We start from the raw sequence: 22,324 nt of genomic DNA on the forward strand, positions 1-22,324 counted from the left end.
CGGGGTCTTGATAAACGTATGCCTGTCACATGAATTCCACCCGAGTACGAACGAATCGGGTCACGTCCCGGGACTTCTAAGTGACTGGAGAAACGCTCCTGGAGCATGAGCCCAAGCGAATAAATGTCGCTCACCGGTCCGACTTCCTCTTGGCGGATTTGCTCCGGGCTGAGTTAGGCAGCGGTACCGCCCGTCGAGGTTTCCGACGCTTCGTGGGCACGCACAGATGCAACACCGAAATCGAAGAGTTTCGCTCTCGACCGGTCATCGCCTCCCGGGTAGACCGCCATAAGGACGTTCGGCGGCATCATGTCACGATGGACTACGCCTTTCTCGTGACTATATTCATTCCTCTCGGCCAGGTATTTCCTGATCTCCACGACTTCCCGCACTGGTATTTTGCGCACTCGCAATTTAGCGCGCAACATGCCTCCGGTAAGGAGCTCTATGACTAAGTACATGCCGGACCGCATGAGGTCTACACACCGCTCCACTCCGGTATCAGAGCGTGCTACCAGAATGGTGAGACCCTACGCATCAGTTGTGCGGTTCGGGGGCTGTTCGAGCCGGGAGCGCAGGGCTGCGAGGATGCGAGCGATATCCATGGCGATGCCTGTCGCGGCACCCATCGATGTCGCAGGCGCCGAGTCTCGCCTTTCGTCCAGTTCGGTCATGAGGGACGCAAGCGTGTCCGCTGCAGCGGAATACGACGTTCGATCCGTATTTCCCGAATCCCAGTCGCGGAACACCGCAGCCACCGCGTCAAGAGCCAAACTCGGTGACGGGCGCAACTCCGGTTTCAGCTCGACGTCTACCGGGGTGCCCCACGCCGCCCCGGCAAGGACCTCCGTGAGGTCCCGCACGTGAAAGGCGATGGTTTCAAGGGCAACCAGGTCCTTGAAATCAGCGCTCAGGTCTCGATGGTGGATCCGATCCCGCGGATTGACTTTGCGAGTGTCATCGGCCTGGTGCAACGCAGCGCGCAGGTCGCCAGAAATACTGACGAGCGCGTCACTGCGGGATGCCCAGCCGTCGCGCTCCGGCGGCCAGCTCTCGGTCAGTGCCCCGGCGACTTCGGACAAATGATCTGCCAGCACCGAGCGATATTTCGAGAGCTGCCGGCCCACATCATTGAGGTTTACCGCGGGAAAGACCAGCATGTTAACAAAGAGCCCAATCACAATGCCGAGGCTGATTTGCACGACGTATCCGATGGAGTAGGCATCGGCGTGTGGGCCGCCCACGACGAGCCGAACACAACCGTAACCGGGATATATTCGCGGTTATTGCCGAACCATCCAGCGGCAGCGATCAGAGCGCCAACACCGACGGCGACCGAAAGGGTCACTGCATTTAGCTGACTGAAACCGAGCACTGCTGCGGCGAGCAGAATCCCAACGACAAGGCTACCCAGCGTGTGCAGGGCATTCCTCATCGAGCCCATGAGCGTAGGATACATGCTCACGAGGGCACCCGTGGTGCGTAATAGGGGTAATCATCGGCCACTCCGGGCGAGTACGGCGCGACAGACCAAGCTATACCGACGGCGATGGCGGCTTTGACCGCCTGCAGGCTACGTGACCTGGTTATCTGCGATTTCACCCGCCACACCGTTCTTTTCGCTGTTGCCAGCGTGATACCTCTCATTGTGTTCCACCCGATCACAGTGCTAACGAGCCGCTCGTTGCCTCGCAACCGTATGGGCCGGACCATGAAGCCTCCCGGTAATCGTCTGCGCACAAGCCGAACCGGCCCTGACGGCACCCAATCGAACGCACCGCCATGGACGTGTCATGGCGCCTGCGCCGGTGAGCCTTGACGCTGGCGCCCATCCAGCCGGACGTGACCCGACAAGCTGCTACCTATCGGCTCGCTGCAACAACACCACGCCTATGAACATGACGGACTCGCATCCGAGGAAAATTCGATGCCTCTGTGACCGCGCGGAAAAAATCCACAGGAATCAAACAGGGATGGCAAAGTCAACACAATTACGACGGGCTGACCGCGCCCCACTCCATTGCCGTGACGACCACCGCACAGATGAGAAAAATAATCACGATCAGCAGGGTAAACGTTGCAAGGAGGCCGAGCCGCAGTCGCCTACGACTCACGGCAAAACGGATGACCACCATCGCCGCATACAGAACCAATACGATAACCAATCCTGTGGTCGCGACCCCGGCTGGGCTGAGCCACTGCATAGCGAAAAGTAGCCCGGCGCAGATGAGCGTAAGAGCGCCACCCACCACAAGCCAGATAGCGCCCATCGACGTAGTCAGCGATCGTTGATCGCGCACTCGCTGCGACTCTGACATTATCGGCATCCTTCCGTCTCGTCTTGCGCAGTACCCACGTTGCCACTCGCGAGAAGAAAATGCCAGAGCCAAGCACGCATCTGCTCCCTCTGTGCCCGTTCTCCGCCTACCCTCATCGACGTTTTGTGTCGTCACAATTCTTTTGTCCCTCAGCACTCGGCACCGGTCTGCGACGGAATATTCGACCAATGGGGCATTGTGGAGTGATGCTCTCCTAAAACTAAAGATCAGCATGACCGCACCACGCCAAAATTCACCGATTGCACCAGGTATGTTTCAGACCCCGCGATGCTGAGAAACCCACCTCCGACTGGCCCGACTGGTGCAATGATCGACGGTTGCATAGCTCTCTCGGTAACGTGCATCTGAAAAGTACAAGTGCAACTATTACGCTGATGAAAACGGCCCATGAAAAAGCGAAGCCGCCGGCAAACGGCGGCATAAGAACTGGGACGGTCCAGTAGGCGGGGAGCCGGCTGATCATTAGGCCGACCTGCTTCCCGCTCGTGATGAAAGGAACTCCATGAAAGCATCCGCACAACTCGGCAGCAACTTGCAGTCAGTTCTGGTTGACATGATCGAGCTTCACATCCAAGGCAAGCAGGCGCACTGGAGCGTGGTGGGCAAGAACTTCCGCGACTTACACCTCCAGCTCGACGAGATCATCACCGACGCGCGTCTGTTCTCTGACGAGCTCGCCGAACGAATGCGCGCCCTTGACGCCCTGCCCGACGGCCGCTCCGGCACTGTGACAATGACCACACACCTACCCGCATTTCCCGAGGGAGAAGTTGATACGACTGAGACGGTGACCCTGATCACGGCGCTACTGAACACCACTGTCGACAACATCCGTGCCGTGCACGACGAGGTCGATGAGGAAGACCCGACCAGCGCCGACATCCTGCACGGCTTCATAGAGAAACTCGAGCAGTACGTATGGATGGTGAGCGCCGAGAACCGCACCCCACGCAAGCCCACCACCAAAGATTCCACCCGACCGGTGGGTAAGGCGTAGCGAGACGACCAGACACCTGGTCAGTGAGCTCAAAGAACTCGAACACGTACGAGTCTTTGGCTGCCCGACGCCCAAGTTCCCAATCGGCAAGGGCAGCTGCCGCGTGAAGTTGGTGGGAGCGGATCCGATTCGTTCGCGAGTGCGGTTGATGATCTGATTCATCAGCGCTTTACGCGACCACTCCGACAGGAAGGGCAAGAGCGGTATCGGTGGTCATATCCTCTAGTCCGCCGGCTACATCAGTCTCCGCGTTCACCCCGACTCCTCGACTCCACCCATCAGCTGGTCAACCGCCCGCGGCGGCTTCCGCCCTACCCATCGAACACTTCCCCACTAGCGAAGGCCGCGTCCAGTGGCGCCGCCTTCACCAGAGCTGCTGGACACTCCGCGAAAATGACCCGATCCACTAACGGCGTCGCTTCCGGATAAAAACGCGCCGTGATTCCGTAGCAGGTGAAGACAGAGCTCGGACCGTTGTAATAGAGCACCTCATCGGCGGAATCATCGGATCGAGGTCCAGAGCTAATGAACACAGAGAACTCCGCAGTCGACTCGGTTGAGGAGATATCGTACAAGACGACCCCGCCGTCCTCGACTCCGAGGTCTGCCACCGAGGCTGCTGCTCTGTCCCAGAGTGCGCTGTCGACAGAATCGAGGTACGCCGTCGGCTCGTTTACCAACGGCGCGTAGATACTTCGAGACAGGGGATCTTCGAAACTGGCAACTTGTCGCCAGAGGACACCATCAATGCTGCTGTCGTAACCGTGATACTCAGTACTGCAACCGGCCAAGGCCACAGCCGGCACGATGGCGCAGACGAGGGCTGCTCCCCACCTCGCCCTAAGCATTGTCATCACGGTCAGTCTCTCATAGCGGCGAATCCAAAGGACGGCTTCCTTCCTGACCGATGCGAATGGTCGTAAAGGGGCACTTGCGCCCACGGCCCTATCGCGGAGTACGGAAATCCGTCTCGTACGATCACGCTGTTGCAACAAGCAATTTCACGACAGGTGCTCTACGGGCCGGCTCCGTTAGCGTACGTTTTATTCCTTTTTCTGAGGCGACCCCGGTTGGGCAGCGGCGGATGATGATGGTGTCGCGGTCGACGCCGGTGTGTCTTAGCCCTTCGATCCTTTTTACGAGCGTGGTGTGGAGGGCTTCCACGGGAACCGTGGATTGGTGCCGCAAGCCCAGCAGCATGGGGTTTCATGAGCCCGGTTAGTAGATTCCTGAATCATTTTCCCCGCCCTTCCCGCGGCACCTGGCACCACCGGCCGGCGGTGCCGTTAGAAGCAGATGCGAAGGAGTAGATGATGGACATCGTGCACGAACGTGCCGCGGGGATGGAGATCTCCAAACGCGACGCGAAGGTCTGTATCCGAATATCGGGGACACGCGCGGGAACATTCAGCAAGACCGCGGCCACGTATGGGTCGACGACGAACGAGATCGTGCGCCTGCGCCGTGACCTGGAGGAGTCCGCGGCGACGGTGGTGGTGGTGGAGGCCACCGGCGACTACTGGAAACCGTTCAATTTTCTGCTGGCCGAGTCGCTGAACGTGGAACTGGCCAATGCAAAAACTGCGCGCAATATCCCGGGACGTCAATCCGTTGTCTCAGAAGCGAGGTGGTTAGCCTAGCTCGCCGCCCACAACCTGCTGCGGGCCAGTTTCGTGCCACCAGAGCCGATCCGCCAGCTGCGGGACCCGAACCGCACCCGGTCGAACCTCACTCACGAGCGCACCCGCGATCCCGTTCGCACTGCTGCAGGGCCACATCTTCAGCCGCACTAAGGCACTCACCTACGTCGTCTGCGTGCACCTGTTGTTCGACCTCGTCGTGTTCCGCGTGCATGCGCACAATCGCGAGTGGCTGCAGGTGTTCGTGTACTGACCGACTCGCTCGCAGACAGCGCGACGGCCGCTACAGGCCAGGCAAATGGCGGATGTTCGACCGCGCCATCCGCACCGTCTCCCCCACGCCGCCGTTCAGGACGACCTTCGACAGCGCGAGTCCGAAGCCCTTCACCTGGTCAGCGGTGATCGTCGGAGGCAGCGACAGCGCGTTCGGGTCGGTGATGATGTCGACGAGCGCGGGACCGTCGTGCGCGAGTGCCTCCGCGAGGGCGCTGCGGAGCATTCGCGGGTCATCGACACGCACCGCATGGAATCCGACCGCCTTCGCGATCGTCGCAAAGTCGACAGCGGGAACGTCGACACCGAAGTCAGGCAGCCCGTCCACGAGCATCTCGAGCTTCACGAGGCCGAGGGTCGAATTGTTGAAGACGACGACCTTCACCGGCAGCTTGTAGGCGACCGCCGTGATGAGCTCACCCATGAGCATCGACAGCCCGCCGTCGCCCGCCATCGCGACGGCCTGTCGCCCCGGGTGGGCGAGCTGCGCACCGATCGCTTGCGGCAGAGCGTTCGCCATCGACCCGTGCAGGTAGCTGCCGATGAGCCGACGGCGTCCGTTCGGGGTGATGTAGCGGGCCTGCCAGACGTTGCACATTCCGGTGTCGGCCGTGACAATCGCGTCATTCGACATCAGCTCGTCGAGAACGGATGCCGCAAACTCCGGATGGATCGGAATCGTCGTCTCAACGTCGGTGTACTGACCGACGACCGAGTCGAGCAGCCTGTGGTGGCGATCGAGGGTCTTCTCGAGGAACCTGCGATTGGTCTTTGGAGCAACGAGCGCGGTGAGCGCCGCGATCGTGGAGCGTACGTCGCCGTGGATCGGATACTCGACGTTCGCCCGCCGTCCGATGTGGTCAGGTGCACTGTCGACCTGGGCGATCATGACCTTGCGCCCGTCGGGCAGGAACTGGTCGTATGGAAAGTCGGTGCCGAGCAGGATGAGCAGCTCGGTATCGTGGATGCCGGCGTGAGCGGCACCGTACCCGAGAAGTCCCGTCATACCGACGTCGAAGGGGTTGTCGTACTGGATGTACTCCTTGCCGCGGATCGAGTGTCCGATGGGAGCGGCGAGGAGGTCCGCAAAGTCGACGACCTCGTCGTGGGCGCCCGCGACACCGATGCCCGCGAAGATCGCGACCGTCTTCGCCGAGTCGATCGCCGACGCAAGCGCGCGGATGTCCGCCTCATCCGGAACCAGCGCGGCCCGCGACGGCAGCACGAGCGTCGGCGCTGGGCGGTCGGCGTCGAGCTCGGCGAGGTCGCCGGGAATCGTGACGACCGCGACGCCGCGGAGACCGATCGCATGCCGCATCGCGGCGTTGATCACCCGAGGCGCCTGCTTGGCGGTCGAGATGAGCTCGCAGTAGTGGGAACATTCGACGAAAAGCCGGTCGGGGTGCGTCTCCTGGAAAAACGACGTGCCGATCTGGTTGGTCGGCAGGTGGCTCGCGATCGCGAGCACGGGTGCGCCGGAGCGATGAGCGTCGTACAGTCCGTTGATCAGGTGCAGGTTGCCGGGGCCCGAGCTGCCCGCACACACGGCGAGTTCGCCGGTGAGCTGAGCTTCGGCGCCGGCAGCGAACGCTCCCGCCTCTTCGTTGCGCACATGGATCCAGTCGATGCCGCCCTTCCTCGACCCGCCACTGCGCCGCACCGCGTCGACGATCGGGTTAAGGCTGTCGCCGACGATGTCGTAGATGCGCCGCACCCCGGCGTCTGAGAGCTGTGCGATGAGCTGATCCGCAACGGTATGAGCCATGCGACCCAGTCAAGCACATGCCGCGCCGCGGGGCCACGGGTGGCCATACCCGCAGGGGCGTATTCTAGCCAACGTCGCAACACCTGAGTTCTAGGAGTAGCGATGACAGACAGTTCCCGAACCCGTAAGAAGGTTACCGGCGCGCTGCCAATGACCGAGACACGTGTTGAATATGCTCGGTTCATGAGGCAGGGAATCAGCAACGCCGAGGCGTGTCGAACACTGAAAATCAATCGGCGAACAGGGATGCGCTGGCGCCACGGCCGGACCGTGAAAAAAGCGCACGGCCGCGAGACGACCTACGCCCCAATCTCTCGAATCGCCCCCACCGTAATCTCCCCGCGGTATCTGTCCGAGGACGAGCGGGTCCAGATCGCCGATGCGCTCCAGGCAGGGACGTCTCTGCGGGGGATCGCCGTGGCGTTAGGTCGAAGCCCATCCACGATCAGCCGTGAGGTGCGCCGCAATCGGTCCCCGCGATCGAAACGATACGCTCCACGGGCTGCCCAAACCTTCGCGAACGCTGCCCGGAAACGTCCACGACAAGGCAAGATCGCCACGAGCACGCCTCTTCGTGATGCGATCCAGAAGTTGTTGACGAAGCAGTGGAGCCCGCGTCAGATCAGCCACCAGCTGAGCATCGACTTTCCCGACCAGCCGGAGATGCAGGTCGTGCACGAGAGCATCTACCAGGCCCTGTATTCGCCGCAGAAACATGGTCTCACGCGGGAGATGACCCGTCACCTGCGCACGGGCCGACGCGGGCGGCTACCCCGGCGCAGTAGCACCGCGAGGCGTTCACGCTTCTCGGGTCCGCTCCTGGACCAGCGGCCTGCCGAGGTCGACGACCGGCTCGTCCCCGGGCATTGGGAATCTCAATGAGGCTTCTATATCTCGTCAACCCCCAATTTTGTGGCTGACGCGGTGTTGAGGTGCCGGTAGATGCTTCTGGCCAGGTAGCGTTTGAGGATGCGGCGGATCTCTCGGTCGGTCTTTCCCTCAGCGCGTCGGCGTTCGACGTAGTCGTGTGTTCCCGGGTCGTGGACCATTCGGACCATTGCGATGATGTTCAAGGCACGGTTGAGTTGGCGGTCTCCGCCACGGTTTAGTCGATGCCGTGTGGTGTTGCCTGATGATGCGGGAATTGGATTCACGCCGGCGATCGCGGCGAAAGCGGCTTCGCTCTTGACCCGGCCCGGGTGGGACCACGCGACGAGTGTTCTGGCTGCGGTGACGGGACCGATACCGGTTTTTTCCAGCAGCTCGGCTGCAGGGCTCGCTGCGACGAGGTCACTAATACGCGTCATGTTTTGGCCGAGCTCGGTGTCTAACTCGAGGATGCGTTTGGCTAGACGTATTGCTTCTGTGCGCGCGGTGGTCGCGGCGAGGGCTTCTTCTCGTGTGCGTTCACCGCGCGGGTGCGCTCAGCGGCGAGTCCATCGCGGGCAGTCAGGAGGATTTGCGCTGCTGCCCGCACGCCCTCATCCTACCGCGGGGTGCGGAGTTGATTGACCGGTAAGGACAGCACAGCGGCGGCGATCCGACGTGCGTCGAGGGGGTCGGACTTCCCAATGCCGCGCCGGCCCGTCCGGCCCATGCGTGCGGCCTCAACAACACGGTAGCCGGTGTCCGCTACGTTGCGGGCCAGCTGGGCGCCGTAGCTCCCGGCTCCCTCGATCACCCAGAGCGCATCGGTGACGCCGCCAGAGCGACGCCCGGCCCAGTTGATTGCGCGGGATCGACCAGCGGCGGTATTGGGGAACGTTTCGGTTCCGAGGTGCTGACCTGCCGCCGTGAGGACAGCGTAGGTGTGGGTTCTGGCGTGCGTGTCCACGCCGATAACGAACGGATGAGTGTGCGCAACTATGGTGTCCATAGTGTCCGGGTTCCTGTCTTTGAGATGGGCGATGATCCAGTCGCTGACGACCGGCGCCGATCCGGAGAGGAATCACTTCGGGGCATACCTGTCATGAGCCACGATCCGCACGGATCGGGCATGCTTCTTATTAAGCCACTGAGGTGGGCCGGGCCGGCGTCGGTCACCCACCACGGCCGGACAGTTCATAGGCAAGGCACCCGCGAGGGCCAGTTTTGTCATCAGTCACGACCACGGCGGAGCGACCAACACCAACTCTGCCAGCCAGTCCCGGACCAGCCACCCCAAGACTCACAGTTTTTGTCAAGCGGCGCGGGGCCGGTGGATGGCAGGTTCTTGGTAGGGGGTGTGGTCGTGCAGCATGGCCCAGATGACGTCGATGCGGCGTCGGGAAAGAGCGAGGAGGGCTTGTTTGTGGTTTTTCCCTTCGCCCGTTTCCGGTCGTAATAGATTCTCGAGGCGGGGCTGTTTTTCAGGCTCGACAAGGCGGCGAGGTAGCAGGTGCGCAGGAGTCGTCGGTTGAATCGGCGGGGTCGGTGGTGGTTGCCGCTGATGCGGCCGGAGTCTCTGGGGGCTGGTGCGACGCCGGCGACGCTGGCAAGTCGGTCCGGGCTTTCGAAGCTGCGCAGGTCGCCTCCAGTGTTGGCAAGGAACGTGGCGGCGAGGATGGGCCCGAATCCTGGCATGCTTTCCAAGATCTCAGCGTTCTCGTGCTCGTTGAATCGGGCAGTGATGGTTTTGTCGAGGTCGACGAGGTCTGCGTCGATTGCGGTGATTACGGCGGCCAGGCGCGACACGAGGGTGGCGGCGACAATCTCGGTGCGCAACCATCGTTTCTTGCTCACGCGCGGCGTCGATTGCTTTCTGGGCGACGGTGGCGCTGTTGCGGCAGCCGCGGGTTTTCAACCCTGCCGCCAGACGCGTTACTCCCATCCGGCGAAGCGCTCCGGGCGTCTGGTAGGTCGATAAGAGGGTGAGAGCGGCTGTGCTTATGGAGTAGTCGAACGCGCGCTCCAGCGCGGGGAAGTACTCCAGCATGGTCGCGCGGAGCCGGTTGATTGCGCGCACCCTATCGTGGATGATGTCCAGGCGTCGAGCGGTCAGGAGTGTCAGGTCAACGCTGATCTGATCTCCATCGCTAACGGGTTGGAGGTCGGTGCGCATCCGTGCCTGGTCGGCGATGATTCGGGCATCTTTCGCGTCTGTCTTGCCGTCACCGCGGTAGGTCGCAGCCGCATGGTGAATGATTCTGCCCGGGATATAGAGCAGCTGCTGGCCGTGATCGACCAGCAGGGAAATCAGGAGAGCTGCGCCGCCTGAGTTCAGATCCGTCGCCCATACGACCTCGTGCCTATCGGCAATCTCGGTGACCGTGGCGATGATTTCGAGCAGCACGGTCTCGTCGTTATCTATCCGTTGGGAGAGAAGTATCTCCCCGGTCTGGTCGATCACGACGCAGTGATGCGCCCGCTTTCCTGAATCGATTCCCGCCCATACTGCTGGCATCTGAATGTTCCTTCCGTCTCGTTGATAGCAGTTTCCCTGTCGATAACCACGCCGGCACGTCCTTACCCAGCGATCAATGTCGCAATTCTCAATCAGCGGTCGAGTCATCTGCGGGCAACAGGCGGCCATTCCCAGTGAGCCGTTTATGCGGCAAGGCGATCTCAGCCATACCCGCCACCCGAGGGTGATCGACACACTACGACAGTCCCGAAATCACCCACCACAACAACGTAAGGAAGGTGATCTGATCGTCGGTTCGGCGTCGGGATCGGCGATCGCGACTTTGGTTGAACGCACGACCCGGTTCGTCATCTTGGTGCACCTGCCCAACGGCCACAGCTCCGCTGAACTCCGCGATGGACTCATCCGTGTGCTGGAAGGTCTGCCGGCCTTTCTGCGGCGGTCATTGACGTGGGATCAGGGAACCGAGCTTGCCCGGCACGTGGAGATCACCAAAGCAACCGGGGTTCCGATCTTCTTCTGTGATCCAGGTTCACCCTGGCAGCGCGGCTCGAACGAGAACACCAACGGCCTGCTGCGCCAGTACTTCCCGAAAGGCACCGATCTGAACGCTCACAGCGCCAAACGCCTCCTCGAAGTCGCCACTGAACTCAACGAGCGGCCCCGCAAAACCCTCAAACGCAACACCCCAGCTAACCTGCTCAGCGAGCTAGTCTCGAAGAAGGAAATAACCCCTGTTGCTTCCACCGCTTGAAATCGCCAGTCTCGAGCGCAGAAGAGCCTATCGGATCAGTCGATGACCCTCCCGGCGGGTTTTGTGCCGCCGTAGCTATGCGTGGAGCCGATGACGTCGCCCGACTTCCACTGTTCCCACCCCGGTTGGTCCTTCATGAAGACCTCGATTTCCTCCTTGGTTGCCTCCAGCTTTGGATCGTGCTTGAGGTAGTGCCGGGTCTCGCGGACGATCAGACCCGAGAGCAACAGCAGGCCTATCAGGTTCGGCAGCGCCATCAGCCCGTTCATGACGTCGGAGAACGCCCAAACAACACCGAGCTGGACGGTGCAGCCCACGAACACGACCAGGGAGAACAACACGCGGAAAGGCATGACGGCCCGGCGTCCGAGCAGGCGCTCAATGTTCCGCTCGCCATAATACGACCAGCTCAGGATGGTAGAGAAGGCGAAGAGCACCAACCCGATGGTCACGATCCAGTGGCCCCACTCCCCGGGCAGCCCAGTGGTGAAGGCCTCCCCCGTCATCAGCGCCGCGGAGAGCTGTTCCCCCGTGCCCGGGTTGATCTGGTTCCAAACGCCCGTCGTGACGATGACCAGACCCGTGCAGCTCACTACGATGATCGTGTCGATGAATGTTTGTGTCATGGAGACCAGGCCCTGGCGGACCGGGTGGGTGGTCTGCGCGGCCGCCGCGGCGATGGCCGCCGATCCCATGCCGGACTCGTTGGAGAAGATGCCGCGGGCAACACCGAACTGCACGGCGATGATGATCGCCGATCCGGCGAATCCACCGATCGCGGAGGTTCCGGTGAAGGCCTCGGAGAATATCTGGCCGAAGGCCGCCGGAATCTGGGTGACGTTGGCCAGCAGGATGTAGATGGCACCGGCAACATAGAAGATGATCATCACCGGGACCAGTCGGGCGGTGACTCGGCCAATCGACTTGATACCGCCGACCAACACCACCATGGATAGGAGGGTCAGCACCAGGCCGGTGACCCAAACGGGCACGTTCCAGCTGTTCTCAACGTTGGAGGAGATCGCGTTGCCCTGGGTCATGTTGCCGATGCCGAAGCACGCGATGACAGCAAAGATCGCGAACGAGAGTCCCAGCACTTTGCCCAGCGGGCCCCGGATGCCACGTTCCAGGTAATACTGCGGTCCGCCGGATTTCTCGCCAGCGGAGTCCGTCCCGCGGAAACGGACGCCCAGGAACGCCTCCGAGTACTTCGAGGCCATGCCGAGCAGACCGGTCACCCACATCCAGAACAGTGCGCCGGGGCCGCCAATGCCGATGGCCGTCGCCACGCCGACGATGTTGCCGGTGCCAACGGTCGCCGCCAGGGCGGTGGTCAGCGCCTGAAATTGTGAGATATCGCCCTCGGCGCCGACATCCTTGCGCTTGAGCAGGCCGAGCCGGAGAGCGGCACCGAGCTTGAGGAACTGCAGCCCGCCCAGCCGGATGGTCAGGTACAGGCCGGTGCCAAGCAGCAGCGGGATCAGTAGGAAGGGCCCCCACACAACACCGCTGACGTCGCCCAGAAATGATTCGATGTCATTCCAATTCATCAGAGATAACGCCTCTCAAATATGCGGCTGAGTAATCAAGTGATCGACTTCACAGTTCAGGAGCGTATCATAAGCCGGTTTTTGCGGCTCTCCTGATTCTTCCGTGGGTCATATCCGACCGGTTAGCGCCGGTTGTCGGACAACGCCGGACAACATGAGCAGTAAGCAGAAATTTGACAGACTCGCCGACGACTATGACCGGAACCGGCAGCGCTGCCCGTCCGATCTATTTCAGACGATCAAATCTCGGTTGCCCGTTCGAAAGCGATTGAGAATTGTCGACGCGGGGCGGGCACCGACATTGCGCTTGAAGGCCTTATTGATGTTCTCGGGTGACACTCCTCGCCAGTGCTTTAGTGAGCAGAAGCTTCGCTCGATAACGTTGCAGCTGCGGTGCTATCGGAGTCGAAGCCGGGTGGTCTGTGAGCTGCTGGGGATGTTTCGGATAGTGGGTCCTCTTAAAATGAGGGGTTGCTGAAAGTCGATATGAGCAGCAGCTTGGTTTGCCGTATCGGATGCACACGGTCACGCACGTTTGTGGCTAGATGACCCCCTGTGCGAGCATGGCGTTGGCGACTTGGACGAAGCCGCTGATATTAGCTCCGGCAACGTAGTTGCCGGGCATCTCGTATTCGTCGGCCGTTTGTGCACAGCGGTCGTGGATATTCACCATGATTTCGGTCAGTCGCCGTTCGGTGTACTCGAATGTCCACGCGTCACGCCGCGCGTTCTGTTGCATCTCCAGGGCGGAGGTCGCCACACCGCCCGCGTTCGCGGCCTTGCCAGGGCCGAAGAGCACACCCGCTTCCTGGAACAACGCGGTGGCTTCACGAGTGCACGGCATGTTGGCGCCCTCCGCGACCGCCACTAGGCCGGACTTTATGAGCTTGGCCGCAGCATCCTCGTCGAGCTCATTCTGTGTCGCGCAGGGCAGGGCGACCGTTGCGTCCACATCCCAGATCGAACCGCCCCCCACATAGTTCGCTGCGGAGCCGCGACGTTGTGCGTAATCAGAGACCCGCCCACGCTCCACCTCCTTGACCTGGCGGAGTAACTCGACGTCAATTCCGGTTTCGTCAACGACGTAACCTGCAGAATCGGATGCAGTCACCACGCGGGCGCCGAGGCTCTGTGCCTTCTCGATAGCATTAATGGCGACGTTACCCGCACCGGACACCACCACGCGTTGACCATCGAAGCTCTGACCCTTAGTCTTCAGCATCTCCTGCGCGAACAGTACGACGCCGTAGCCCGTGGCTTCCGGTCGTACAAGGGAACCACCCCAGCCGACACCCTTGCCGGTGAGGACGCCGGACTCATAGCGGTTCGTGATGCGCTTATATTGCCCGAAGAGGTAACCGATCTCTCGCCCGCCCACCCCGATATCACCTGCCGGAACGTCGGTATATTCGCCGATGTGCCGATAAAGCTCGGTCATGAAGGACTGACAGAAACGCATAACCTCACCGTCCGACTTGCCGCGCGGGTCGAAGTCAGCTCCGCCTTTGCCGCCGCCGATGGGCATTCCAGTCAGCGCGTTCTTGAAGACCTGCTCGAACCCCAGAAATTTGATGATCCCCAGATAGACGGATGGATGAAACCGCAACCCACCTTTAAATGGCCCGAGGGCAGAGTTGAACTCCACTCGAAAGCCGCGATTGATCTGCACTGCGTTGGCGTCGTCGACCCAGGGCACGCGAAAGATAATCTGCCGTTCCGGTTCACAGATGCGCGACAAAATCGCGGCCTCGGCATAGTGTGGGTGCTTTCGAAATACCGGCTCGAGGCTCTCAAACACCTCATTCACCGCCTGATGGAACTCAGCCTCCCCCGGATTCCGGCGAAAGACCTCGTCTCTGACCGACAATAGATGAGCATTCATAAATCTCGACCCTCCCACTTCACAGGCTCTCATTTTAAGATGAAACCGGGTCTCTATTGTGTGGACCCTCCCTCACCAATCATGGCCCGGCATCTGTCCAGGAGACTGGGCTTCTTTGTGCCATACCTACCCCACGCTGTATGGGTGGCTACCAGCTTCCAACCGCCGCCGGCTAACGTGCAAATTTGTCCGTTTCGTGAACTGAGCCCAATTACACCGTCCAACAGATCGCGGACCTACTCAAAATGCCACGATCAACGATCTACGGACGCCTCAACAAAGAAAGCATCGGCAGAAAACCGCAACCCACGTAACCCCTTTCCAATCCTTAGCGGACGATTTCGTTCCATTACTACTCAGACCCTCGAAGTGAACAAACGTGCCATAGCTCTCACGGGTGCGGGGCCGACAACGCAGTCCTCGGCACCGGCAACTATCAGCACAGGGGCTGCCAGCTGGCCTAGCCGTGCCGCGATGTCGTCTGGTGGGTCAAAGTCAAAGAATGCCGTCGCGGCCGCAAAGCTCAAAGTCGTCAGCTTGACACCACCACGAGCCGCGTTCCGCCGAATTGGGTGCTTTGGTTAGACCGACGCCGCCTGTGACTGGAACTGCGCACTAACGCGAGCTAGATCACCGAAACAGTGACCGAGTGCAAGAGGATGTCTGCGGATTGATCTCCGTCCGGGTCGCCGGGGGCTACTCCCCTGTCGGCTGCAAGTTTGGACAGCTGCACCGACAAGTCAGCGCCAGCTCCCCCGTCATCGCTCTTCGTCGTCCGCCGGACGCCAGGGATTCGCGCGAGATGCTGCTCTGGACCTCTGCATCAAAAAAAGGACAAGACCAAGCAGGCCAACAACCAGAGCTATCCAACCAGCCACGCGCACTACAAGCCCGGGCAGCCCACGCCGATCAGCGCGGCGAACAGCACCAAGCAGACACCGAGAGCCAAGATGATCAGAAGCGCGGTTCGCCCAGTGCGAATCCTTGTTGATGCGTTCATGCGTCAAGGCTGCATTGACACATGATCAACTGTCAAGCCAACATTGACACTGTTGGGAAAGCGGGCTCCGCGATGAGTGATGATATGGGTGAGCTCAGTGACCTGCCCAACATCAGCTCTGACCAGAAGCCGTCGAACGTTTCACCAGGGCCTTTCCGGCCGGGCGTCCCGAAACAAACTTATGCAGTGTGGTGTTGACGCTCGCGCTTCGTCGACCGCTGGCATCCGCTCGAATGGGGTCGCGGCCACCAGGCCATCCAACAGTTGGCACGCAACGTCCGCGGCGACAAATCGGTCATCGGGGACTGGGAATCAATCGAGAGAGGCGGTGTGAAAGAGTGTCGGTGGTCAGCTCTAGGGTTGGAGTATGAGCACCTGGAGCGATCACCTCGCCGTATTCGACCTTGAGACCACCGGCATCGACGTAGAATCCTGCCGTATCGTGTCGGCCACCGTCGCAGTGCTCGACGCGAGCGGCGCCGCCGTCGAACGCATCGATTGGCTCGTCGATCCGGGCATTGATATTCCCGCCGGCGCGACCAACGTGCACGGCATCACCACCGAGCATGCCGTGCAACACGGTCGCGTCGCCACCGAAGCCGTCGCCGAGATCGTTGCGGCACTTCGCCGGCACTTGGCCGACGGACTGCCCGTCGTAGCTTATAACGCCCCGTACGACCTCACCCTGCTCCATCGTGAAGCCGCCCGCTACGGCATCGCCCCGCTCATCTCCCCCAGCCCGGTGGTCGACCCACTTGTCATTGACAAGGCCGTCGATAAGTACCGCAAGGGCAAGCGCACCCTCGAGGTGACAAGCGCCTTCTACGGTGTCAGCCTCGATGACGCACACGATGCCGGTGCGGATGCGATCGCGGCCGGGCGAGTCGCCCAGGCGATCCACCGTGCGCACCGAGTTGCCCTGCCGACCACCCTCGATGAACTGCACGCCCTACAGGTCACCTGGTACCGCCAGCAGGCCGAAAGTTTTCAGGAGTACATGCGCCGCGGGCGCGATCCCGAATTTTTGGCCGATACTGCGTGGCCACAGCGCTGATTAACCGGGTACAGAAACGAAAAAGCGACCAGCCGGAGCTGGTCGTTTTTTCGTTGCGAAGAACTGGTTCTACAAAACTGGTGCTATTTACCGAAGCCCTTGTAGCGTGAGTTGAACTTCTCCACGCGTCCGGCGGAGTCCATGATGCGCTGCTTGCCCGTGTAGAACGGGTGTGACTCGGAGGAGATTTCCACGTCGATGACCGGGTACGTGGTTCCGTCTTCCCACTCGATGGTCTTCTTGCTGGAGACCGTCGAACGAGTCAGGAAGGTCGCACCGGAAGCCAGGTCGCGAAAGACCACGGGAGCGTACTCGGGGTGGATGTCAGACTTCATGAGAATTTCCTTTTGCACTTCTGGTGAACAGACTTGTAACTGGTCACAGTGCTGTTCGAATGTTGGGCTAGCAGCCAAAGTCGACGACAAGCTGGTTGGCCGGATGGCCAGCCACTTACTTTAGCAGAATACCGAGGCTTTAGAGCGCTGGGCGGGCGGCGACAGCGCCCGGCCTAGATCGCTCGTGCCGCGTAGCGTCCGTCAGTTTCGGTGAGCTCGACCTTGAGGCCGAAGGTCTCGCTGAGCGCCGTGGCGGTGAGCGCTTCAGCGATCGTGCCGGCGGCGACGATCTTGCCCCCCGACAAGAGCAGTACGTGCGTGAATCCGAGGGGAATTTCCTCGACGTGATGGGTCACCATGATGATGGCCGGAGAGTTCGTCTCGCGGGCGTAACCACTCAGCAGCTGCAGCAGGGATTCCCGGGCGCCGAGGTCGAGGCTCGCGGCGGGCTCGTCGAGCAGCAGAATCTCCGGGTCGGTCATGACGGAGCGGGCGATTTGCACCCGCTTCTGCTCGCCGTCGCTAAGCGTGCCGAACTTGCGATCGGCAAGGTGATCGAGGTTCCATTCCTGCAGAACGCGCTGGGCACGGCGTTCGTCGATGGATTCGTATTCTTCGTTCCAGCGGCCAGTCACAGAGTACGCGGCAGTCATGACGACGTCGATGACCTTTTCGTTGCCAGGAACCTTGCGCGCCATGGCGGTTGAAGCAAAACCGATGCGGGGCCGCAGCTCGAAGACATCCGTTCCACCGAGGGTCTCATCGAGCACCTCGGCCTGGCCGGTCGACGGGTGTAGGAAGGCGGCGGCGATCTGCAGCAGGGTGGTCTTGCCGGCACCGTTCGGGCCAAGAATCACCCAGCGTTGGTCGTCGTCGACGCTCCAATTCACTGAGTCGAGGATGGCGGTGCCACCCCGGACGACGGAGACGTCGGTGAAATGCAAAACGTTGACCATGCAACCATGTTATCGGGCGCTGCGCCTGCCGTCAGACGCTGCGAGTGTCGGTCGGGCGGGTCACACGAGTGACACACCCGGCAACAGCGGCACGCCAGCTTAGAGCAGGGCGGCGTAGATCTCCCGAGTGCGGGTGGCGATCTGGGCCCACCCGAATACTTGCTCGGCACGAACCCGACCGGCGCGCCCCATCTCGGCAGCGCGGGCCGGATCGCTCACTACCTCGGTGAGGGTGCGGGCCAGATCGGCGACGAATTGTTCGGGATGCAGGGGTATCCCGGTGCCGTCGGTGAGCTGTTCGATCGGCACGAGACGCCCGGTCTCACCGTCTGCGACGACCTCGGGGATTCCCCCGGTTGCAGTACCGACCACGGCGAGGCCGCAAGCCATGGCCTCGAGATTGACGATTCCGAGGGGCTCATAAATGGACGGGCAGACGAACACCGTGCCCTGCGTCAGAACCGCGGCAAGCTCGTGCTGGGCCAGCAGACGGTTGATCCAGACCACGCCGGAGCGTTCCTGCTGCAGGGATTCGACGCCGGCCGTCACCTCGGCGAGAATTCCGGGCGTATCGGGCGCGCCCGCGCACAGCACCAATTGCACCTCCGGCGGCAGCAACTGCGCCGCACGCAACAGGTAGGGTAGGCCTTTCTGCCGGGTAATACGCCCCACGAAGACGACGGAGGGGCGGTCGGGGTCTATTCCCAGACCGCGCACAAAATCGTCATCCCTGGTTGGTTTCCATCGCTCGAGATCGATGCCGTTGTAGACCGTGTGCACCCGGCTGGCGTCGAGTGCGGGGTAGCTGCGCAGGATATCGCGGCGCATACCGTCGCTGACGGCGATCACAGCATCCGCTGTTTCAAAGGCGGTTTTCTCGATCCAACTCGACACCCGATAGCCGCCGCCGAGTTGCTCGGCCTTCCACGGTCGTAACGGCTCCAGGCTGTGCGCGGTAACCACGTGCGGGATGCCGTGCAGCATTTTGGCGAGGTAGCCGGCCGCATTCGCGTACCAGGTGTGCGAGTGCACCAGATCGGCACCAGCGGCGTCCTGCGCCATCTGCAGGTCAACACCGAGGGTACCCAGAGTCGCATTGGCGTCGACCAATTGCGCGGGTACGTCGTAGGCGAACGTGTCGAGGTCGTCACGCGGCGCGCCGAAGCACCGGACGGACACCTCAATGTCATGTCGCAGGGCTCGCACCAGTTCGGTCACATGCACTCCGGCTCCCCCATAGATTTCCGGAGGGTATTCCTTGGTCATCAGATCCACTCGCATGGAGCAAAGGTAGCGCAGGGCGACACCGCACACAGCCATGTTGCCAGTCCGCTTGCCGGGAGGCCCTACTCTGTACACATGAAGGCCAAGAAGATCTTTGGAATCGTGCTCGCGGGTGGTGAGGGAAAACGGCTGATGCCGCTGACCGAAGACCGGGCGAAGCCTGCCGTCCCCTTTGGTGGGCATTACCGCTTGGTGGATTTTGCCCTCTCCAATCTGATCAACTCGGGGGTAACCCAGATCGTCGTGCTGACGCAGTACAAGTCACACAGCCTGGACCGCCACGTGTCGCAGACCTGGCATGTCTCCGGCGGATTGTTCAACTCGTACATCGCCTCGGTGCCGGCGCAGCAGCGCCTCGGCAAGCGCTGGTTCAGCGGCTCCGCCGATGCTATTCTGCAGAGCCTCAACCTCATTCATGATGAAAAGCCCGACATTGTCGTCGTGGTCGGTGCCGACCACGTTTACCGCATGGACTTCAGTCAGATGATCGACGCCCACATCGCATCGGGGCTGTCCGCCACCGTCGCAGCCATTCGCCAGCCGATCGGCCTCGCCGACCAGTTCGGTGTCATCGAAGTGGATGCCGCCACCCCGGATCGAATCTCTGACTTTCGCGAAAAGCCCAAGGATGCTGTCGGACTTACCGACGCCCCGCACGAGGTGTTCGCTTCGATGGGTAACTACGTCTTCAACACCGATGCGCTGATCGAGGCCGTGCTGCGTGACGGTGAGCGCACCGCTTCCAGCCACGACATGGGCGGCGACATCATTCCTGACTTCGTGTCGCGTGGCGACGCCGGCGTCTATGACCTCAAGCGAAACGAAGTACCCGGGTCGACCGATCGTGACCGGTACTATTGGCGCGACGTGGGAACAATCGACTCGTTTTTCGAGGCGCACCAAGACCTCATTTCGGCCCTGCCGGTGTTCAACCTGTACAACCAGAAATGGCCGATATTCAGCATGCAGTTGAATTCGCCGCCGGCCAAATTTGTGCGCGACGCCCAGGGCGCCCTCGGCACCATGATCGACTCGATCGTATCGTTGGGCTGTGTCATCTCCGGCGCTCACATCGAGCGCAGCGTGCTCGGCCCCTGGACGTCGATCGGTTCCGCCTGCGAGGTCGTGGACTCCATCATCTTTGACCGAGTGCAGATTCGCCCCGGTGCCATCGTGCGGCGTGCAGTCCTCGATAAGGAAGTCATCGTCGAAGCTGGCGCCACCGTCGGCGTCGACCGGAATCGTGACCTGGACCGGGGCTTCAGCGTGACCGAATCCGGCATCACCGTCGTCGGTAAGGGTGTGCTCGTTACTCCGTGATCCTCGCTACCGCAGCACGTTTTCTCGTCGTTCTCGACGCCGACTCCACTCTCATTCAAGACGAGGTGATTGAGCTGCTCGCGGATGCCGCCGGCGTGCGCGAACGCGTCGCCGAAGTGACCGACCGGGCCATGCGCGGTGAGCTGGACTTTGCTGAGAGCCTGCGCGAGCGGGTGTTGACCCTGGCAGGGCTGCCAGAGACCGTCTTTACCGACGTGGGGCGACGCATCCGCCCGACCGACGGCGTTCACGAGCTGATCGCAGGCATTCATACCGGCGGTGGCGTAGTCGGGGTGGTTTCCGGCGGTTTTCATGAGCTGCTCGACCCGCTGGCTGCCGAGCTGGGACTGGATCACTGGCGGGCCAATCGGCTCGAAGTGCAGGCCGGCTACTTGACCGGGCGCGTGATCGGACCGATCATTGACGCCGAGGCCAAGGCCATCGCGCTGCGTGAATGGGCCGTGCAGGAGCAGCTCGCGCTCGCGCAGACCATCGCGGTCGGCGACGGCGCCAACGACTTGCGCATGATGGACGCGGCCGGACTCGCCGTCGCATTCAACGCGAAACCACGGGTGAAGCGTGAGGCCGATCTCGTGATCGACCTGTGCAACCTCAGCCAGGTCCTGCCGCTCCTCGGCCTGCGCGGCTGAACGGGAAAACCGACGCGGACGCGAACAGGTGCTCTGGTTAGTGCCCCATGCCGAGGCCACCGTCGAGGGGAATGACCGCACCGGAAATGTAGCCGGCATCATCGCCGGCCAGCCAGCTGACGACGCGCGCAACCTCACTCGGCGTGGCGAACCGACCGGCCGGAATATTACGTTTGTATTCGGCCTGCTGAGCTTCGGGCAGGGCAGCGGTCATATCAGTTTCGATGAAGCCGGGAGCGACCACGTTCGCGGTGATTCCGCGGGCACCGAGTTCGCGGGTGATTGACCGGGCCAGGCCGATCAGGCCGCTCTTCGACGCCGAGTAGTTCACCTGCCCGGCCGAGCCGTACAGACCGACGACGCTGGAGATCAGCACGATGCGTCCGAATCGTGCCTTGAGCATGCCCTTGCTCGCGCGCTTGACCACGCGGAAGGCACCACTGAGGTTGGTATCGATGACGGAGGTGAAATCATCCTCTGACATGCGCATGAGCAAGGTGTCGCGGGTGATTCCGGCATTCGCCACGACAACCTCGACCGGGCCGTAGGTCGCTTCGATCTCGGTGAAGGCGGCGTCAATGGATGCGGCGTCCGTCACGTCGGCCCGCACGGTGAGGCTCCCGGACGGTCCATGACCGGAGCGGGACGTCACGGCAACCCGATGTCCCTGGGCCAGAAATTCCTCGGCGATGGCGAAGCCGATTCCACGGTTGCCGCCGGTGACGAGCACTGTTCGAGTCGTTGTCATGATGTTCCTGTCCTGGTGCGCTGGGTGTCGTACATCGGGTTCAAGCAAACACCCGGCAGATTCAAGTTTAAGGCGTGCCCCAAAGGTGCCGTGCAGACGTAGGCTTGAGAGGTGGAGTTTCCACCGTAGACGAACCCGATGGACCTATGAAGCAGCAGTCGATCACCTCCCTCCCCGCCTCCCCCGAGGTTGAACGCCGCAACCGAATGATCAAATACTCGATTGCCATGGGAGTGCGCGTGGTCTGCATTGTGCTCATGCTCTTCGTACACGGCTGGTGGCTCGTGGTCTGCGCGCTCGGCGCCATTCTCCTGCCGTACTTTGCAGTCGTGGTCGCGAACGTGAAAATTTCCCCGCCTGCAGCAGAAGTACTCCGGCCCGGCGGCGTCGAGCTGTACCGCGGCAACGACGAGGTCAAGTGAGTGCTGACGCGG

At 61.6% G+C, this 22,324-nt stretch carries 19 protein-coding genes and 3 pseudogenes; 9 read left to right on the plus strand and 13 right to left on the minus strand.

Annotation, left to right across the window (positions count from 1 at the left end; genetic code table 11):
• Positions 1-173 precede the first annotated feature (173 nt).
• The 3 genes from CXY73_RS23460 to CXY73_RS05570 all read right to left on the minus strand — a co-directional run bounded on the left by CXY73_RS23460 (position 174) and on the right by CXY73_RS05570 (position 2,318).
• Positions 174-473: a protein kinase gene (locus tag CXY73_RS23460; RefSeq protein WP_104177096.1), complete on the minus strand. Its 300-nt coding sequence runs from the start codon at positions 471-473 to the stop codon at positions 174-176.
• A 57-nt stretch (positions 474-530) separates the two neighbouring features.
• The gene (locus tag CXY73_RS22265) at positions 531-1,244 is read right to left on the minus strand and encodes a hypothetical protein (protein ID WP_199185293.1); all 714 of its coding nucleotides are present in this window, start codon (positions 1,242-1,244) and stop codon (positions 531-533) included.
• A 747-nt stretch (positions 1,245-1,991) separates the two neighbouring features.
• Positions 1,992-2,318: a hypothetical protein gene (locus CXY73_RS05570; protein WP_092453158.1), complete on the minus strand. Its 327-nt coding sequence runs from the start codon at positions 2,316-2,318 to the stop codon at positions 1,992-1,994.
• Positions 2,319-2,841: 523 nt separating this feature from the next.
• On the opposite strand from CXY73_RS05570, the gene CXY73_RS05575 reads away from it, so the two are divergent.
• Entirely contained in the window at positions 2,842-3,336 is a 495-nt protein-coding gene (locus CXY73_RS05575; protein ID WP_104177097.1) for a Dps family protein, read from the plus strand.
• 311 nt (positions 3,337-3,647) lie between these two features.
• Here the strand turns inward: CXY73_RS05575 and CXY73_RS05580 are convergent, their stop codons facing one another.
• Positions 3,648-4,193, minus strand: coding sequence for a hypothetical protein (locus CXY73_RS05580; RefSeq protein WP_146071642.1), 546 nt, complete (start codon positions 4,191-4,193; stop codon positions 3,648-3,650).
• Between the two features lie 456 nt (positions 4,194-4,649).
• On the opposite strand from CXY73_RS05580, the gene CXY73_RS05585 reads away from it, so the two are divergent.
• Positions 4,650-4,976: a hypothetical protein gene (locus tag CXY73_RS05585; RefSeq protein ID WP_104177099.1), complete on the plus strand. Its 327-nt coding sequence runs from the start codon at positions 4,650-4,652 to the stop codon at positions 4,974-4,976.
• Between the two features lie 112 nt (positions 4,977-5,088).
• Positions 5,089-5,229 (plus strand): annotated as a pseudogene (locus tag CXY73_RS22615) (CPBP family intramembrane glutamate endopeptidase); the annotation flags it as partial.
• A gap of 30 nt (positions 5,230-5,259) precedes the next feature.
• On the opposite strand, the gene CXY73_RS05590 reads toward CXY73_RS22615, so the two are convergent.
• The gene (locus CXY73_RS05590) at positions 5,260-7,014 is read right to left on the minus strand and encodes a pyruvate dehydrogenase (RefSeq protein WP_104177100.1); all 1,755 of its coding nucleotides are present in this window, start codon (positions 7,012-7,014) and stop codon (positions 5,260-5,262) included.
• Positions 7,015-7,116: 102 nt separating this feature from the next.
• On the opposite strand from CXY73_RS05590, the gene CXY73_RS05595 reads away from it, so the two are divergent.
• Positions 7,117-7,896, plus strand: coding sequence for an IS30 family transposase (locus CXY73_RS05595; RefSeq protein ID WP_104177101.1), 780 nt, complete (start codon positions 7,117-7,119; stop codon positions 7,894-7,896).
• A gap of 5 nt (positions 7,897-7,901) precedes the next feature.
• Here CXY73_RS05595 and CXY73_RS05600 read toward each other — a convergent pair.
• Positions 7,902-8,890: pseudogene (locus CXY73_RS05600) on the minus strand (IS110 family transposase).
• A gap of 303 nt (positions 8,891-9,193) precedes the next feature.
• Positions 9,194-10,396 (minus strand): annotated as a pseudogene (locus tag CXY73_RS05605) (IS110 family transposase).
• Positions 10,397-10,541: 145 nt separating this feature from the next.
• Here CXY73_RS05605 and CXY73_RS05610 point away from each other — a divergent pair.
• Positions 10,542-11,111, plus strand: coding sequence for an IS30 family transposase (locus CXY73_RS05610; RefSeq protein WP_199185294.1), 570 nt, complete (start codon positions 10,542-10,544; stop codon positions 11,109-11,111).
• Positions 11,112-11,146: 35 nt separating this feature from the next.
• Here CXY73_RS05610 and CXY73_RS05615 read toward each other — a convergent pair whose 3' ends face one another.
• Positions 11,147-12,661 (minus strand): sodium:alanine symporter family protein, encoded by a 1,515-nt coding sequence (locus tag CXY73_RS05615; RefSeq protein WP_104134155.1) that lies wholly within the window; start codon positions 12,659-12,661, stop codon positions 11,147-11,149.
• Positions 12,662-13,202: 541 nt separating this feature from the next.
• Positions 13,203-14,543 carry an NADP-specific glutamate dehydrogenase gene (gene gdhA, locus CXY73_RS05620; RefSeq protein ID WP_104177103.1) on the minus strand — a complete coding sequence of 447 codons (1,341 nt, stop codon included), beginning with the start codon at positions 14,541-14,543 and terminating at the stop codon, positions 13,203-13,205.
• A gap of 1,367 nt (positions 14,544-15,910) precedes the next feature.
• Here gdhA and CXY73_RS05630 point away from each other — a divergent pair.
• Positions 15,911-16,597 (plus strand): exonuclease domain-containing protein, encoded by a 687-nt coding sequence (locus CXY73_RS05630; RefSeq protein ID WP_104134157.1) that lies wholly within the window; start codon positions 15,911-15,913, stop codon positions 16,595-16,597.
• Positions 16,598-16,680: 83 nt separating this feature from the next.
• On the opposite strand, the gene CXY73_RS05635 is transcribed toward CXY73_RS05630, so the two are convergent.
• From CXY73_RS05635 to glgA, 3 genes are all read right to left on the minus strand, one after another.
• Positions 16,681-16,932: a type B 50S ribosomal protein L31 gene (locus tag CXY73_RS05635; RefSeq protein ID WP_092448573.1), complete on the minus strand. Its 252-nt coding sequence runs from the start codon at positions 16,930-16,932 to the stop codon at positions 16,681-16,683.
• Between the two features lie 173 nt (positions 16,933-17,105).
• Positions 17,106-17,888 carry an ABC transporter ATP-binding protein gene (locus tag CXY73_RS05640; RefSeq protein ID WP_104177104.1) on the minus strand — a complete coding sequence of 261 codons (783 nt, stop codon included), beginning with the start codon at positions 17,886-17,888 and terminating at the stop codon, positions 17,106-17,108.
• A 99-nt stretch (positions 17,889-17,987) separates the two neighbouring features.
• On the minus strand, positions 17,988-19,169 hold the full coding sequence (gene glgA / locus CXY73_RS05645; protein ID WP_104177111.1) for a glycogen synthase: 1,182 nt from the start codon (positions 19,167-19,169) through the stop codon (positions 17,988-17,990).
• A gap of 78 nt (positions 19,170-19,247) precedes the next feature.
• Between glgA and CXY73_RS05650 the strand changes: the two genes are divergently transcribed.
• Positions 19,248-20,492, plus strand: coding sequence for a glucose-1-phosphate adenylyltransferase (locus tag CXY73_RS05650; protein ID WP_104177105.1), 1,245 nt, complete (start codon positions 19,248-19,250; stop codon positions 20,490-20,492).
• A complete protein-coding gene (gene serB, locus CXY73_RS05655; RefSeq protein ID WP_104134160.1) occupies positions 20,489-21,142 on the plus strand; it encodes a phosphoserine phosphatase SerB in 654 nt (217 codons plus the stop codon). Before CXY73_RS05650 ends, serB begins: the two co-directional genes overlap by 4 nt.
• Before the next feature lie 37 nt (positions 21,143-21,179).
• Here the strand turns inward: serB and CXY73_RS05660 are convergent, their stop codons facing one another.
• Positions 21,180-21,890, minus strand: a complete 711-nt coding sequence (locus tag CXY73_RS05660) for a beta-ketoacyl-ACP reductase (RefSeq protein WP_104134161.1) — start codon at positions 21,888-21,890, stop codon at positions 21,180-21,182.
• Between the two features lie 146 nt (positions 21,891-22,036).
• On the opposite strand from CXY73_RS05660, the gene CXY73_RS05665 reads away from it, so the two are divergent.
• Positions 22,037-22,312, plus strand: a complete 276-nt coding sequence (locus CXY73_RS05665) for a DUF3099 domain-containing protein (protein WP_104134162.1) — start codon at positions 22,037-22,039, stop codon at positions 22,310-22,312.
• Positions 22,313-22,324: the final 12 nt, after the last annotated feature.

Origin of the sequence: Cryobacterium sp. Y50 (assembly GCF_002929805.1) — a bacterium.
In the GTDB taxonomy this organism is placed as follows: domain Bacteria; phylum Actinomycetota; class Actinomycetes; order Actinomycetales; family Microbacteriaceae; genus Cryobacterium.

Bases quoted from the DNA above. Each gene is read 5' to 3' on its own strand.
- CXY73_RS23460 (WP_104177096.1), bottom strand. From the start codon at position 473: ATGCGGTCCGGCATGTACTTAGTCATAGAGCTCCTTACCGGAGGCATG.
- CXY73_RS05570 (WP_092453158.1), bottom strand. From the start codon at position 2,318: ATGTCAGAGTCGCAGCGAGTGCGCGATCAACGATCGCTGACTACGTCG.
- CXY73_RS05575 (WP_104177097.1), top strand. From the start codon at position 2,842: ATGAAAGCATCCGCACAACTCGGCAGCAACTTGCAGTCAGTTCTGGTT.
- CXY73_RS05585 (WP_104177099.1), top strand. From the start codon at position 4,650: ATGGACATCGTGCACGAACGTGCCGCGGGGATGGAGATCTCCAAACGC.
- CXY73_RS05590 (WP_104177100.1), bottom strand. From the start codon at position 7,014: ATGGCTCATACCGTTGCGGATCAGCTCATCGCACAGCTCTCAGACGCC.
- CXY73_RS05595 (WP_104177101.1), top strand. From the start codon at position 7,117: ATGACAGACAGTTCCCGAACCCGTAAGAAGGTTACCGGCGCGCTGCCA.
- CXY73_RS05610 (WP_199185294.1), top strand. From the start codon at position 10,542: ATGCGGCAAGGCGATCTCAGCCATACCCGCCACCCGAGGGTGATCGAC.
- CXY73_RS05615 (WP_104134155.1), bottom strand. From the start codon at position 12,661: ATGAATTGGAATGACATCGAATCATTTCTGGGCGACGTCAGCGGTGTT.
- gdhA (WP_104177103.1), bottom strand. From the start codon at position 14,543: ATGAATGCTCATCTATTGTCGGTCAGAGACGAGGTCTTTCGCCGGAAT.
- CXY73_RS05630 (WP_104134157.1), top strand. From the start codon at position 15,911: ATGAGCACCTGGAGCGATCACCTCGCCGTATTCGACCTTGAGACCACC.
- CXY73_RS05635 (WP_092448573.1), bottom strand. From the start codon at position 16,932: ATGAAGTCTGACATCCACCCCGAGTACGCTCCCGTGGTCTTTCGCGAC.
- CXY73_RS05640 (WP_104177104.1), bottom strand. From the start codon at position 17,888: ATGGTCAACGTTTTGCATTTCACCGACGTCTCCGTCGTCCGGGGTGGC.
- glgA (WP_104177111.1), bottom strand. From the start codon at position 19,169: ATGCGAGTGGATCTGATGACCAAGGAATACCCTCCGGAAATCTATGGG.
- CXY73_RS05650 (WP_104177105.1), top strand. From the start codon at position 19,248: ATGAAGGCCAAGAAGATCTTTGGAATCGTGCTCGCGGGTGGTGAGGGA.
- CXY73_RS05660 (WP_104134161.1), bottom strand. From the start codon at position 21,890: ATGACAACGACTCGAACAGTGCTCGTCACCGGCGGCAACCGTGGAATC.
- CXY73_RS05665 (WP_104134162.1), top strand. From the start codon at position 22,037: ATGAAGCAGCAGTCGATCACCTCCCTCCCCGCCTCCCCCGAGGTTGAA.